13 protein-coding genes are annotated in these 14,577 nt (G+C 41.4%); 11 read left to right on the forward strand and 2 right to left on the reverse strand.

The window, feature by feature from the left end; translation table 11 throughout:
• Positions 1-190: 190 nt before the first annotated feature.
• From pbp2b to SMI_RS03125, 5 genes are all read left to right on the forward strand, one after another.
• Complete coding sequence (pbp2b, locus tag SMI_RS03105; RefSeq protein ID WP_012972469.1) at positions 191-2,248, forward strand: penicillin-binding protein 2B; 2,058 nt, start codon at positions 191-193, stop codon at positions 2,246-2,248.
• A 10-nt stretch (positions 2,249-2,258) separates the two neighbouring features.
• Positions 2,259-2,855, forward strand: a complete 597-nt coding sequence (gene recR / locus SMI_RS03110) for a recombination mediator RecR (RefSeq protein ID WP_000966756.1) — start codon at positions 2,259-2,261, stop codon at positions 2,853-2,855.
• Positions 2,856-3,030: 175 nt separating this feature from the next.
• Complete coding sequence (locus SMI_RS03115) at positions 3,031-4,074, forward strand: D-alanine--D-alanine ligase (RefSeq protein ID WP_000814687.1); 1,044 nt, start codon at positions 3,031-3,033, stop codon at positions 4,072-4,074.
• 84 nt (positions 4,075-4,158) lie between these two features.
• A complete protein-coding gene (locus SMI_RS03120; protein ID WP_000778743.1) occupies positions 4,159-5,532 on the forward strand; it encodes a UDP-N-acetylmuramoyl-tripeptide--D-alanyl-D-alanine ligase in 1,374 nt (457 codons plus the stop codon).
• Positions 5,533-5,626: 94 nt separating this feature from the next.
• A complete protein-coding gene (locus tag SMI_RS03125) occupies positions 5,627-6,331 on the forward strand; it encodes a TIGR02206 family membrane protein (RefSeq protein ID WP_001055240.1) in 705 nt (234 codons plus the stop codon).
• A gap of 354 nt (positions 6,332-6,685) precedes the next feature.
• Here the strand turns inward: SMI_RS03125 and SMI_RS03130 are convergent, their stop codons facing one another.
• Together SMI_RS03130 and SMI_RS03135 are read right to left on the reverse strand one after the other, a co-directional pair.
• Positions 6,686-7,852 (reverse strand): IS30-like element ISSmi1 family transposase, encoded by a 1,167-nt coding sequence (locus SMI_RS03130; RefSeq protein ID WP_000163009.1) that lies wholly within the window; start codon positions 7,850-7,852, stop codon positions 6,686-6,688.
• A gap of 389 nt (positions 7,853-8,241) precedes the next feature.
• The gene (locus tag SMI_RS03135; protein WP_000163009.1) at positions 8,242-9,408 is read right to left on the reverse strand and encodes an IS30-like element ISSmi1 family transposase; all 1,167 of its coding nucleotides are present in this window, start codon (positions 9,406-9,408) and stop codon (positions 8,242-8,244) included.
• A gap of 253 nt (positions 9,409-9,661) precedes the next feature.
• Here SMI_RS03135 and ftsA point away from each other — a divergent pair, with 253 nt between their 5' ends.
• From ftsA to SMI_RS03165, 6 genes are read left to right on the forward strand one after another with little or no spacing between them, the layout of a single operon-like run.
• Positions 9,662-11,035 carry a cell division protein FtsA gene (ftsA, locus tag SMI_RS03140; RefSeq protein WP_000090383.1) on the forward strand — a complete coding sequence of 458 codons (1,374 nt, stop codon included), beginning with the start codon at positions 9,662-9,664 and terminating at the stop codon, positions 11,033-11,035.
• Between the two features lie 17 nt (positions 11,036-11,052).
• Positions 11,053-12,309, forward strand: a complete 1,257-nt coding sequence (ftsZ, locus tag SMI_RS03145; RefSeq protein WP_000144255.1) for a cell division protein FtsZ — start codon at positions 11,053-11,055, stop codon at positions 12,307-12,309.
• Positions 12,310-12,313: 4 nt separating this feature from the next.
• The gene (locus SMI_RS03150) at positions 12,314-12,985 is read left to right on the forward strand and encodes a YggS family pyridoxal phosphate-dependent enzyme (protein WP_001049394.1); all 672 of its coding nucleotides are present in this window, start codon (positions 12,314-12,316) and stop codon (positions 12,983-12,985) included.
• Between the two features lie 9 nt (positions 12,986-12,994).
• A complete protein-coding gene (locus tag SMI_RS03155; protein ID WP_000053356.1) occupies positions 12,995-13,528 on the forward strand; it encodes a cell division protein SepF in 534 nt (177 codons plus the stop codon).
• Positions 13,528-13,791, forward strand: a complete 264-nt coding sequence (locus SMI_RS03160) for a YggT family protein (protein WP_000576495.1) — start codon at positions 13,528-13,530, stop codon at positions 13,789-13,791. Before SMI_RS03155 ends, SMI_RS03160 begins: the two co-directional genes overlap by 1 nt.
• The gene (locus SMI_RS03165; protein WP_001038449.1) at positions 13,788-14,573 is read left to right on the forward strand and encodes an RNA-binding protein; all 786 of its coding nucleotides are present in this window, start codon (positions 13,788-13,790) and stop codon (positions 14,571-14,573) included. The genes SMI_RS03160 and SMI_RS03165 overlap by 4 nt, the downstream gene beginning before the upstream one ends.
• Positions 14,574-14,577 lie beyond the last annotated feature (4 nt).

Consider the following 14,577-nt stretch of genomic DNA (forward strand, 5'->3'; position numbering starts at 1 on the left):
GGAAGGCTCCTTTAAATGAGTCGTGTTGGAAAAAGACTAGATTATTGAACTTTTACATTCATTATAACATATAATATAGGGATGAATAAATAAAAACGTATCTTACTGTAAAAACGAAAAAAGCTTCTTACTTTTCCATAATTTTCTGCTCAAATTGTGGTACAATTAAGAGTAAGATTTTAAGTTAGAAATGAGACTGATTTGTATGAGAAAATTTAACAGCCATTCGATTCCGATTCGGCTTAATTTATTGTTTTCAATCGTCATTTTGCTCTTTATGACCATTATTGGTCGTTTGTTGTATATGCAGGTTTTGAACAAGGATTTTTACGAAAAAAAGCTAGCCTCAGCTAGTCAGACCAAGGTCACAACCAGTTCTGCTCGTGGGGAAATTTATGATGCTAGTGGAAAACCTTTGGTAGAAAATACGTTAAAGCAGGTTGTTTCCTTTACGCGTAGTAATAAAATGACGGCTACAGACTTAAAAGAAATAGCTAAAAAGTTACTGACTTATGTGAGCATCAGTTCGCCAAATTTGACAGAACGCCAGCTGGCTGATTACTATTTGGCTGATCCTGAAATCTATAAAAAAACAGTGGAGGCTCTCCCAAGTGAGAAACGCTTGGATTCAGATGGCAATCGCCTATCCGAATCAGAACTGTATAACAATGCGGTCGATAGTGTCCCAACAAGTCAACTAAACTATACAGAGGATGAAAAGAAAGAAATCTATCTTTTTAGTCAGTTAAATGCTGTTGGAAACTTTGCGACAGGAACCATTGCGACAGATCCTCTAAATGATTCTCAGGTGGCTGTTATTGCCTCTATTTCAAAGGAGATGCCTGGCATTAGTATTTCTACTTCTTGGGATCGAAAGATTTTGGAAACTTCCCTTTCTTCTATAGTAGGGAGTGTATCCAGTGAAAAAGCCGGTCTCCCAGCGGAAGAAGCAGAAGCCTATCTTAAAAAGGGCTATTCTCTAAATGACCGTGTTGGAACCTCCTATTTGGAAAAGCAATATGAAGAGACCTTACAAGGAAAACGCTCGGTAAAAGAAATCCATCTGGATAAATATGGCAATATGGAAAGCGTGGACACAATTGAGGAAGGTAGTAAGGGAAACAATATCAAACTGACCATTGATTTGGCCTTCCAAGATAGCGTGGATGCTTTGCTGAAAAGTTATTTCAATTCCGAGCTAGGAAATGGTGGAGCCAAGTATTCTGAGGGTGTGTATGCAGTCGCCCTTAACCCCAAAACAGGTGCTGTTTTGTCTATGTCAGGACTCAAACATGACCTGAAAACGGGAGAGTTGACTCCTGATTCCTTGGGAACGGTAACCAATGTCTTTATCCCAGGTTCGGTTGTTAAGGCCGCTACCATCAGCTCAGGTTGGGAAAATGGTGTTTTATCAGGAAACCAAACCTTAACAGATCAGCCTATTGTTTTCCAAGGTTCAGCTCCAATTTATTCTTGGTATAAATTGGCATATGGATCTTTTCCTATTACAGCTGTGGAAGCCTTGGAGTATTCATCCAATGCTTACATGGTTCAAACCGCTCTTGGAATCATGGGCCAGACCTATCAACCAAATATGTTTGTTGGAACCAGCAATTTGGAAACAGCTATGGGAAAACTTCGTGCGACCTTTGGCGAATATGGCTTGGGGGCTGCGACCGGAATTGACCTACCAGATGAATCTACTGGATTTGTTCCCAAAGAGTATAGCTTTGCTAATTACATCACCAATGCCTTTGGGCAGTTTGATAACTATACGCCCATGCAGTTGGCTCAGTATGTAGCAACTATTGCAAATGATGGTGTTCGTGTGGCTCCTCGTATTGTTGAAGGCATTTATGGTAATAATGATAAGGGAGGACTGGGTGACTTGATTCAGCAACTGCAACCGACAGAGATGAATAAGGTCAATATATCCGACTCCGATATGAGTATCTTGCACCAAGGATTTTACCAAGTATCGCATGGAACTAGTCCCCTTACGACAGGACGGGCGTTTTCAGATGGCGCCACTGTTTCTATCAGTGGTAAGACCGGTACAGGTGAAAGCTATGTAGCTGGTGGTCAAGAAGCTAATAATACCAATGCCGTGGCCTATGCTCCAACAGAAAATCCTCAAATTGCAGTTGCAGTAGTCTTTCCTCATAATACCAATTTAACCAAAAATGTTGGGCCAGCAATTGCTCGCGACATTATCAATTTATATAACCAACACCATCCAATGAACTAGAAAGGAAGCCATGCTTTATCCAACACCTATTGCTAAGTTGATTGACAGTTATTCCAAACTTCCTGGTATTGGGATTAAGACAGCAACCCGTCTAGCCTTTTATACGATTGGGATGTCTGATGACGATGTCAATGAATTTGCAAAAAATCTCCTTTCTGCTAAGAGAGAATTGACCTACTGTTCTATTTGTGGACGTTTGACAGACGACGATCCTTGTTCTATCTGTACCGATCCGACTCGTGACCAGACAACGATTTTGGTGCTAGAGGATAGTCGGGATGTGGCGACCATGGAAAATATCCAAGAATACCATGGACTCTATCATGTCCTGCATGGCCTCATTTCCCCTATGAATGGTATCAGTCCAGACGATATCAATCTCAAGAGCCTCATGACTCGTCTGATGGATAGTGAGGTTTCAGAAGTAATCGTAGCAACCAATGCCACAGCAGATGGGGAAGCGACTTCCATGTATCTTTCCCGCTTACTCAAGCCAGCTGGGATCAAGGTTACGCGCTTGGCACGAGGCCTTGCTGTGGGAGCAGATATCGAGTATGCGGACGAAGTGACCCTCTTACGGGCTATTGAAAATCGAACAGAGTTGTAAGTGTAGACAAATTTACGAACTCCATTCATTTATAAAAAATTAAGGAGGCTGAAAATCGTTCATATCGGCCTCTTTTTGTATAGTGTGATGAGTAGGATCAGGTTCAAGTTTTAAAAAAACAAGCAAATATGATATACTAAAGAGCGAGTATTCTAGTAGAATTAGGACAAATAATATGAAACAAACGATTATTCTTTTATATGGTGGACGGAGTGCGGAACGCGAAGTCTCTGTCCTTTCAGCGGAAAGTGTCATGCGTGCGGTCAATTACGACCGTTTCACAGTTAAGACTTTCTTTATCAGCCAGTCTGGTGACTTTATCAAAACGCAGGAATTTAGTCAGACTCCAGGTCAAGAGGACCGTCTCATGACCAATGAAACCATTGATTGGGATAAGCAGGTTGCACCAAGTGCTATTTACGAAGAAGGTGCAGTTGTCTTTCCAGTTCTTCACGGTCCGATGGGAGAAGATGGCTCTGTTCAAGGATTCTTGGAAGTTTTGAAAATGCCGTATGTCGGATGTAATATCTTGTCATCTAGCCTTGCCATGGACAAAATCACTACCAAGCGTGTGTTAGAATCTGTCGGGATTGCTCAAGTTCCTTATGTGGCTATCGTTGAAGGCGATGATGTGACTTCTAAAATCACCGAAGTTGAAGAAAAATTGAATTATCCAGTCTTCACAAAACCATCAAACATGGGTTCAAGTGTCGGTATTTCAAAATCTGAAAACCAAGAAGAACTCCGTCAAGCTTTGAAACTTGCCTTCCAATATGACAGCCGTGTCTTGGTAGAGCAAGGGGTAAATGCCCGTGAAATCGAGGTTGGTCTCTTGGGCAACTACGATGTCAAAAGCACGCTTCCAGGGGAAGTAGTCAAGGATGTTGCCTTTTATGACTACGATGCCAAGTATATTGACAACAAGATTACCATGGACATCCCAGCCAAAATCAGTGATGATGTAGTGGCTGTCATGCGCCAAAATGCAGAAACAGCCTTTCGTGCCATTGGCGGTCTCGGTCTCTCTCGTTGCGATTTCTTCTATACAGATAAGGGAGAGATTTTCCTAAACGAGCTGAATACCATGCCAGGTTTTACCCAGTGGTCTATGTATCCACTGCTTTGGGACAATATGGGAATCAGCTACCCAGAACTAATCGAGCGTCTGGTGGAACTTGCCAAGGAAAGTTTTGTCAAGCGCGAAGCGCATTTGCTATAAAAATGAAAGAGAGGGTAGAAGCCAGGACCATCACGGTAAGGTGATCAGAGTTCTCGGACTTCGACCCTTTTTAAAGGAGTGGAAATGAAATTAACAATTCATGAAGTGGCCCAAGTTGTCGGAGCTAAAAATGATATCAGCATCTTTGAGGATACCCAGTTAGAGAAAGCTGAGTTTGACAGTCGTTTGATTGCGACAGGAGATTTATTTGTGCCCCTCAAGGGTGCGCGTGATGGTCATGACTTTATCGAAACAGCTTTTGAAAATGGTGCAGTAGTAACCTTGTCTGAGAAAGAGATTGCAAATCATCCCTACATTCTAGTAGACGATGTCTTGACTGCCTTTCAAATCCTCGCAGCCTACTATCTTGAAAAAACGGCAGTTGATGTCTTTGCAGTAACGGGTTCAAATGGCAAGACGACTACCAAGGATATGTTGGCACATTTATTGTCAACAAAATACAAGACCTACAAAACTCAGGGCAATTACAATAACGAAATTGGCCTTCCCTACACAGTTCTCCACATGCCTGAAGGGACAGAAAAGTTGGTCTTGGAGATGGGACAGGATCACCTAGGAGATATCCATCTTTTGTCTGAATTGGCTCATCCTAAGACAGCCATTGTGACCTTGGTTGGAGAGGCTCATTTGGCCTTTTTCAAAGACCGTTCGGAGATTGCTAAAGGGAAAATGCAAATTGCTGATGGTATGGCACCAGATTCTTTGCTTTTGGCACCAGCTGACCCGATTGTAGAGAACTACTTGCCTACAGATAAAAAAGTGGTCCGTTTTGGGCAAGGAGCTGAGTTAGAAATTACAGACTTGGTTGAGCGCAAGGATAGTCTGACCTTTAAGGCTAATTTCTTGGAACAAGTCCTTGATTTGCCAGTGACTGGTAAGTACAATGCCACTAATGCTATGATTGCGTCTTATGTTGCCCTACAAGAAGGAGTTTCAGAGGAGCAGATTCGTCAGGCCTTCCAAAATCTTGAATTGACGCGTAACCGTACCGAGTGGAAGAAAGCAGCCAATGGAGCAGATATCTTATCAGATGTTTACAATGCCAATCCAACTGCTATGAAGCTGATTTTAGAGACTTTCTCTGCCATTCCAGCCAACGAAGGTGGCAAGAAAATCGCTGTCTTAGCGGACATGAAGGAACTCGGTGACCAGTCTGTTCAGCTCCATAACCAGATGATTTTGAGCCTCTCACCAGATGTGCTTGATACCGTGATTTTCTACGGAGAAGACATTGCTGAATTGGCCCAACTTGCCAGTCAAATGTTCCCAATCGGCCACGTTTACTACTTCAAGAAAACAGAAGACAAAGACCAATTTGAAGACCTAGTCAAGCAGGTTAAGGAAAGTCTAGGAGCTAATGACCAAATCTTGCTAAAAGGTTCTAACTCTATGAATCTAGCCAAATTGGTAGAATGTTTAGAAAATGAAGACAAGTGATTTTGTCAAACATTTACGTATTTCTAAATCCATTTTTGACAAGTAGCATGGTATAATAAAATGCAGGAAAATTTTGAATTATGAGGAAAACTAGATGAATTTATGGGATATTTTCTTTACGACCCAAGCAACAGAACCACCTAAATTTGACCTTTTTTGGTATGTTAGTCTATTTACGCTCTTAGCCTTAACATTTTTTACAGCTTATCGCTATCGTGAAAAGAAGGCTTGCCAACGCTTTTTCCAGATTTTACAGGCCGTTCAGTTAATCCTTCTTTATGGTTGGTATGGGGTCAATCATATGCCACTGTCAGAAAGTTTACCCTTTTACCATTGCCGTATGGCTATGTTTGTGGTGCTTTTGCTTCCTGGTCAGTCTAAATATAGACAGTATTTTGCATTACTAGGAACATTTGGGACATTAGCAGCCTTTGTTTATCCAGTGTCAGATGCCTATCCTTTCCCACATATTACGATTTTATCCTTTATCTTTGGCCACTTAGCTCTCTTGGGGAATTCTTTAGTTTATCTATTGAGACAGTACGATGCGAGAATGCTAGATGTGAAAAGAATTTTTCTCATGACCTTTGCCCTAAATGCCTTGATTTTTGTGGTCAATTTGGTAACAGGTGGAGATTACGGATTCTTGACAAAACCACCATTGGTTGGAGACCATGGCTTAGTAGCTAATTATTTAATCGTTTCCCTAGCCTTATCAGCAGCGATTACTTTGACAAAGAAAATCTTGGAACTATTTTTAGAACAAGAAGCAGAAAAAATGATTGCAAAGAAAGCTTAGAAATGAGCTTTCTTTTTTGGCAATAGACAGATTGTTGATAAAGTTTACAGTGAATGAATTTCTGAACAGAAAAACAAAAAAATTGGGTAACTTCTAAAACTAACTTCCAGTTTCCCACAACCTAGCTTTTAGTATGAGAAAAACGCGTGAAATCAGTGGAAATCCGTCTTAGACTAACTTCCACTGGTTTTCTTTTTCTTGATATATAAGGGTTCAAAAGCGAAAAGACTCAGAAAAAAGTGCACGACAAATAGCCCTAAAACAGAGTCGTCTTAGAGTAAATTCCAGTTGCTAGCGTTTAGTGTGAGACTTTTCGATGGTGATAAGATGTGTAGTTAGAGGGGAAAATTCCCTTTATTTCAATAAATCAGGTGATAGGTGTGTGTCTTCTGGTTTGACAAATTGGCAACCCAGAAGAGCAGCGATGTCCTCGCCAAAGGTGAAGGTGAAGATGTCGTAAGCAGATTTTCCTTGAAACTCTTCTCGTTTCAAGGAATTGACATGGGAAATGACTAGATTGACGTCTTTCTGAGTCAGCTGGTCAAAGGAAGTGCCCTTGGGAAGAATGGCTCGCAAAACCGTATGGTTCTTCTCAATCCGCCCCTTCTGGTCAGGACGGCTAGGGTCGCAGAAGTAGAGGTGAGACTTCCCATCAATGTCTCGCTCAAGCTCCTCCACATAGGCGAACTCAGATCCGTTGTCTGTGAGAATGACAGGGAACAGCTGATGGAACGCACACCCTCCGTCCATGACTCTTTCTTTCAAAGCTGCGAATTTAGTGGCGACCTCCAGAGCGGTCTTGTTGTTCAAAAGCAGGGCGAAGAGGAAGTTGCAGAAGGAAACGTTGAAGGTGAGCAGTAGCTTTCCACCAGGTCTGCCGATGACCGTGTCCATTTCCAACCATTTGAAGAAATCATCTGTTTCTCGTAACTCTTGGAAATCTTGATAGGTCCGCCCAATTTTCAGCTCTTTAGGAATAGCTACTTTTCTGGATTTTCTGCGTTCCTTGAACGTGACCATCCGAGGGAAATCAATGGGCTTGGCTGTCAGATAGCCCAGCTTGGCATGCCGATACACCGTAGCTTTCGACACAGGTAGGTTATGTGTCTGAATGATATGGTAGATGCTTTGTTTCTTCTGGATGCCTTGGGTTAAGACCTTGTCCATCTGATAAAAACTTTCCTTGTTTAGGGGAATTCCCTGTCTGGATTCCCTCAACATAGTCTCGTACTGCTCCTGTGCCTTTTTCGCGTAGTAAAGATAGCGGTTAAACCCACAATCCGTCCTCTTTTTTGGACAGTTGTTACAGACATAAGGAGCTTTTTTGAGAAGAGGGCAATCCGTGCAATCAGATTTGACGGATGTTGGATGCATGATGCGATTGCGCTTGATTTCCTTTGAAATCGTTGACGGGTCTTTCCCCATCTTCTCAGCGATGGAACGGAAAGTCTCCTGTTGGCTGATTCCAGTTTGGATGTCAATACGGTCTTCTAGAGTGAGATGTTTTTGTTTTTTCGTCATGAGGTACCTCCTCACGAAAAGTCTCAGACTTAATTCTAGCATAATTCATCGTCTGAGACTAACTTCCAGTTTTGGGAGAGAGATGGAAGTTACTTTGAGAAGTTACGAACAAAAAAATTGGGTAACTTCTAAAACTAACTTCCAGTTTCCCACAACCTAGCTTTTAGTATGAGAAAAACGCGTGAAATCAGTGGAAATCCGTCTTAGACTAACTTCCACTGGTTTTCTTTTTCTTGATATATAAGGGTTCAAAAGCGAAAAGACTCAGAAAAAAGTGCACGACAAATAGCCCTAAAACAGAGTCGTCTTAGAGTAAATTCCAGTTGCTAGCGTTTAGTGTGAGACTTTTCGATGGTGATAAGATGTGTAGTTAGAGGGGAAAATTCCCTTTATTTCAATAAATCAGGTGATAGGTGTGTGTCTTCTGGTTTGACAAATTGGCAACCCAGAAGAGCAGCGATGTCCTCGCCAAAGGTGAAGGTGAAGATGTCGTAAGCAGATTTTCCTTGAAACTCTTCTCGTTTCAAGGAATTGACATGGGAAATGACTAGATTGACGTCTTTCTGAGTCAGCTGGTCAAAGGAAGTGCCCTTGGGAAGAATGGCTCGCAAAACCGTATGGTTCTTCTCAATCCGCCCCTTCTGGTCAGGACGGCTAGGGTCGCAGAAGTAGAGGTGAGACTTCCCATCAATGTCTCGCTCAAGCTCCTCCACATAGGCGAACTCAGATCCGTTGTCTGTGAGAATGACAGGGAACAGCTGATGGAACGCACACCCTCCGTCCATGACTCTTTCTTTCAAAGCTGCGAATTTAGTGGCGACCTCCAGAGCGGTCTTGTTGTTCAAAAGCAGGGCGAAGAGGAAGTTGCAGAAGGAAACGTTGAAGGTGAGCAGTAGCTTTCCACCAGGTCTGCCGATGACCGTGTCCATTTCCAACCATTTGAAGAAATCATCAGTTTCTCGTAACTCTTGGAAATCTTGATAGGTCCGCCCAATTTTCAGCTCTTTAGGAATAGCTACTTTTCTGGATTTTCTGCGTTCCTTGAACGTGACCATCCGAGGGAAATCAATGGGCTTGGCTGTCAGATAGCCCAGCTTGGCATGCCGATACACCGTAGCTTTCGACACAGGTAGGTTATGTGTCTGAATGATATGGTAGATGCTTTGTTTCTTCTGGATGCCTTGGGTTAAGACCTTGTCCATCTGATAAAAACTTTCCTTGTTTAGGGGAATGCCCTGTCTGGATTCCCTCAACATAGTCTCGTACTGCTCCTGTGCCTTTTTCGCGTAGTAAAGATAGCGGTTAAACCCACAATCCGTCCTCTTTTTTGGACAGTTGTTACAGACATAAGGAGCTTTTTTGAGAAGAGGGCAATCCGTGCAATCAGATTTGACGGATGTTGGATGCATGATGCGATTGCGCTTGATTTCCTTTGAAATCGTTGACGGGTCTTTCCCCATCTTCTCAGCGATGGAACGGAAAGTCTCCTGTTGGCTGATTCCAGTTTGGATGTCAATACGGTCTTCTAGAGTGAGATGTTTTTGTTTTTTCGTCATGAGGTACCTCCTCACGAAAAGTCTCAGACTTAATTCTAGCATAATTCATCGTCTGAGACTAACTTCCAGTTTTGGGAGAGAGATGGAAGTTACTTTGAGAAGTTACGAACAAAAAAATTGGCTAGTAAATTTAGGAAAAAACTGAGCACGATGAGATTTTTTGTGTTATAATATTCTGTGAATAGCTATGCCCACGTTTAGCTATTGAATATTACGAAGTTAGAAACTTGGAAGATAGAGAGGATGCGATGTAATGGCTAGAGAAGGCTTTTTTACAGGTCTAGATATTGGAACAAGCTCTGTCAAGGTGCTTGTAGCCGAGCTTAGAAATGGTGAACTTAATGTAATTGGTGTAAGTAATGCCAAGAGTAAAGGTGTAAAGGATGGGATTATCGTTGATATTGAAGCAGCAGCAACTGCTATCAAGTCAGCTATTTCTCAAGCAGAAGAAAAGGCAGGCATTTCGATTAAATCAGTGAATGTCGGCTTGCCTGGTAATCTTTTGCAGGTAGAACCAACTCAAGGGATGATTCCAGTAACATCTGATACCAAGGAAATTACGGATCAAGATGTTGAAAATGTTGTCAAATCAGCTTTGACAAAGAGTATGACACCTGACCGTGAAGTCATTACCTTTATTCCTGAAGAATTTATTGTGGATGGTTTCCAAGGGATTCGTGACCCACGTGGCATGATGGGGGTTCGCCTTGAAATGCGTGGCTTGCTTTATACAGGCCCTCGTACTATCTTGCACAATCTGCGTAAGACAGTTGAACGTACAGGTGTTCAGGTTGAAAATATTATCATTTCACCACTAGCAATGGTTCAATCAGTTTTGAATGAAGGTGAACGTGAATTTGGTGCTACAGTGATTGATATGGGGGCAGGTCAAACGACTGTCGCTACAATCCGTAACCAAGAACTCCAGTTTACAAATATTCTTCAAGAAGGTGGAGATTATGTCACAAAAGATATCTCTAAAGTCTTGAAGACTTCACAAAAACTAGCTGAAGGTTTGAAATTAAACTATGGAGAGGCTTACCCTCCTCTTGCAAGTAAAGAAACCTTCCAAGTAGAGGCTATTGGGGAAGTAGAACCTGTTGAAGTGACAGAAGATTACTTGTCAGAGATTATTTCTGCACGAATCAAGCATAACTTTGAACAAATCAAACAAGACTTGGAGAGAAGACATTTATTGGATCTTCCTGGTGGAATTGTTTTGATCGGTGGAAATGCTATTTTACCGGGTATGGTAGAATTGGCTCAAGAAGTCTTTGGCGTTCGTGTCAAACTCTATGTTCCAAACCAAGTTGGTATTCGCAATCCAGCCTTTGCGCATGTGATTAGTCTATCGGAATTCGCTGGACAATTGACAGAAGTCAATCTTTTGGCTCAAAGAGCAGTCAAGGGTGAAGTTGCTCTGGCTCATCAACCAATTAGTTTTGGGGGAATGATTCAGAAAACAGCTCAGTTTGTACAATCAACGCCTGTTCAACCAGCTCCTGCTCCAGAAGTAGAGCCGGTGGCTCCTACAGAACCAATGGCGGATTTCCAACAAGCTTCACAAAATAAACCGAAATTAGCAGATCGTTTCCGTGGATTGATCGGAAGCATGTTTGATGAATAAAAGAGGAAAAATAAACTATGACATTTTCATTTGATACAGCAGCAGCTCAAGGTGCAGTTATTAAAGTAATCGGTGTTGGTGGAGGTGGCGGAAACGCCATTAACCGCATGGTTGACGAAGGTGTTGCAGGCGTAGAATTTATCGCAGCAAACACAGATGTACAAGCTTTGAGTAGTACAAAAGCTGAGACTGTAATTCAGTTAGGCCCTAAATTGACTCGTGGTTTGGGTGCTGGCGGTCGACCTGAAATTGGTCAAAAGGCTGCTGAAGAAAGCGAAGAAGCCTTGACTCAAGCTATTACTGGAGCAGATATGGTCTTCATTACTGCAGGTATGGGGGGTGGCTCTGGTACTGGTGCAGCTCCTGTTATTGCCCGCATTGCTAAAGATCTAGGTGCTCTTACAGTTGGTGTTGTGACACGTCCTTTCGGTTTCGAAGGAAGCAAACGTGGTCAGTACGCTGTGGAAGGAATCAATCAACTTCGCGAACATGTAGATACTCTATTGATTATTTCAAACAACAACTTGCTTGAAATTGTTGATAAGAAAACGCCACTTCTTGAAGCTCTTAGCGAAGCAGATAACGTACTTCGCCAAGGTGTTCAAGGGATTACGGACTTGATCACAAACCCTGGTTTGATTAACCTTGACTTTGCCGATGTGAAAACAGTTATGGCAAATAAAGGGAATGCCTTAATGGGTATCGGTATCGGTAGTGGTGAAGAACGTGTGGTAGAAGCAGCTCGTAAGGCAATCTACTCACCACTTCTTGAAACAACTATTGACGGTGCTGAGGATGTCATCGTCAACGTTACTGGTGGTCTCGACTTGACTTTGATTGAGGCAGAAGAAGCTTCAGAGATCGTCAACCAAGCAGCTGGTCAAGGAGTGAACATCTGGCTCGGAACATCTATCGATGAAAACATGAAAGATGAAATCCGTGTTACAGTCGTTGCAACTGGTGTTCGTCAAGATCGTGTTGAAAAAGTTGTGGGCCATGCACCAAGACAAGCTGTTCGTCATGAACAAGTAAGTCCTAGTCATACACATAATCATAATCGTCAGTTTGATATGGCTGAAACTGCAGAAATTCCAAGTCCAGCACCTCGTCGCACAGAAACTTCTCAAACTTCAGCATTTGGTGATTGGGACTTGCGTCGTGAGACAATTGTTCGTCCGACTGATTCAGTTGTATCACCAGTTGAACGTTTCGAAGCGCCATCTTTACATGATGAGGATGAATTAGACACTCCTCCATTTTTCAAAAATCGTTAAGTAAATGAATTTGAAAGAAAATACAGAACGTGTTTTTCAACAAATAAAAGATGCAAGTCAGCAGTCAGGAAGAGAAGCCAATTCTGTTTCGGTTGTTGCTGTTACAAAATATGTAGACGTACCGACAGCGGAGGCTTTGCTTCCGCTAGGTGTGCATCATATTGGTGAAAATCGTGTGGATAAGTTTCTTGAGAAATATGAAGCTTTAAAAGATAGAAATATTACCTGGCATTTGATTGGAACCTTGCAAAGACGCAAGGTCAAAGATGTCATTCAGTATGTTGATTATTTCCACGCTTTGGATTCATTAAAGCTAGCAGAGGAAATTCAAAAAAGAAGTGACCGAGTTGTTAAGTGTTTCTTACAAGTTAATATCTCAAGGGAAGAGAGCAAACATGGTTTTTCAAGGGAAGAACTATTAGAGCTCTTGCCAGAATTGGCCACCTTAGATAAAATTGAATATGTCGGCTTGATGACCATGGCTCCTTTTGAAGCTAGTAGTGATGAGTTGAAAGAGATTTTTAAAGCTACGCAGGATTTGCAACTAGAAATTAGAGAAAAACAAATTCCCAATATGCCAATGACGGACTTGAGTATGGGTATGAGTCGTGACTACAAGGAAGCGATTAAATTTGGCTCAACATTTGTCAGAATTGGTACAGCATTTTTTAAATAGGAAAGAAATATGTCTTTAAAAGATAGATTTGATAAATTTATAGATTATTTTACAGAAGATGGAGAAGATGTTGGTACTGCATATCAACCTAAAGCTGAAGAGCCGATTGTGACTCCAGTCCCTTCTGTTCAAGAGTTGCCTCAACAAGCTGGTAGCACGCCATCTAAAGATAAAAACATCACTCGTCTTCATGCCCGTCAACAAGAGTTGGCTATGCAAAGTCAACGTTCTACTGATAAGGTGACAATTGATGTTCGTTATCCACGTAAATACGAAGATGCCACAGATATTGTTGATTTATTAGCTGGTAACGAAAGTATTTTGATTGATTTTCAATATATGACAGAAGTTCAAGCACGTCGTTGTCTGGATTATCTGGATGGGGCGCGCCACGTTTTAGCTGGTAACATGAAAAAGGTAGCATCTACCATGTACCTGCTGACACCAGTTGATGTGGTTGTCAATATTGAAGACATCAAAATCCCAGATGAATCACAAAATGGTGAATTTGGCTTTGATATGAAACGTACGAGAGTGAGATAATGATCTTTCTCATTCGTTTTGTTCAAAATGCAGTGGATATCTATTCACTGATTTTAATTATTTTTGCTCTGATGTCTTGGTTTCCCAATGCTTATGAATCACGTCTTGGACGCTTGATTATTAGTTTAGTGAAACCGATAATCGCTCCCTTGCAACGTTTACCCCTCCAGATTGCAGGTCTTGACTTGTCTGTCTGGATTGCGGTATTACTAGTTCACTTCCTAGGGGAGCAGTTGATTCGACTTTTAGTGATCTTTCTATGAACAAGATGATTTATCAACACTTTTCTAAGAATGATTCGTCTTTTATTGATAAGGGAGTAGAATGGATAAAAAAGGTAGAAGATTCTTATTCTCCTTTTTTAACACCTTTTGTAAATCCCCATCAAGAAAAGATTTTAAAGGTGCTAGCATCAACCAACGGCATCTCCTACATGAGCAGTCGGCAGTTTCTTGAAACTGAATATGTACGGGTACTCCTGTATCCTGATTATTTTGAGCCAGAATTCTCTGATTTTGAACTTTCCTTGCAAGAAATAGTCTATTCTAATAAGTTTGAACGCCTAACGCATGCAAAAATATTAGGGACTGTTTTAAATCAGCTGGGAATTGATAGGAAGCTATTTGGTGATATCTTAGTCAACGAAGAGAGAGCACAGATTATCATTAATCGACAGTTTATGCTCCTTTTTCAAGACGGCATTACGAAAATTGCTCGTTTACCGGTTCGTCTAGAAGAACGGCATTTTACTGAGAAAATTGCTATAGTAGAAGATTATCAAGAATTAGATATTTGTATTGCTAGTTCTAGATTAGATGTTTTTCTAGCAGGTGTCTTCAAGCTGTCTAGAAATCAGGCAAGTCAGTTAATTGAAAAACAGGCAGTCCAAGTTAATTACCATTTAGTTGAAAAATCAGATTATGCAGTTCAAGTTGGTGATTTGATTAGTGTAAGGAAATTTGGTCGATTGAAACTCATTAGAGATAATGGGCAAACAAAAAAAGATAAAAAGAAATTAACGGTCCAATTGTTATTAAGTAAGTGAGGAA

Source organism: Streptococcus mitis B6 (assembly GCF_000027165.1).
GTDB classification, from domain to species: Bacteria; Bacillota; Bacilli; order Lactobacillales; family Streptococcaceae; genus Streptococcus; species Streptococcus mitis_AR.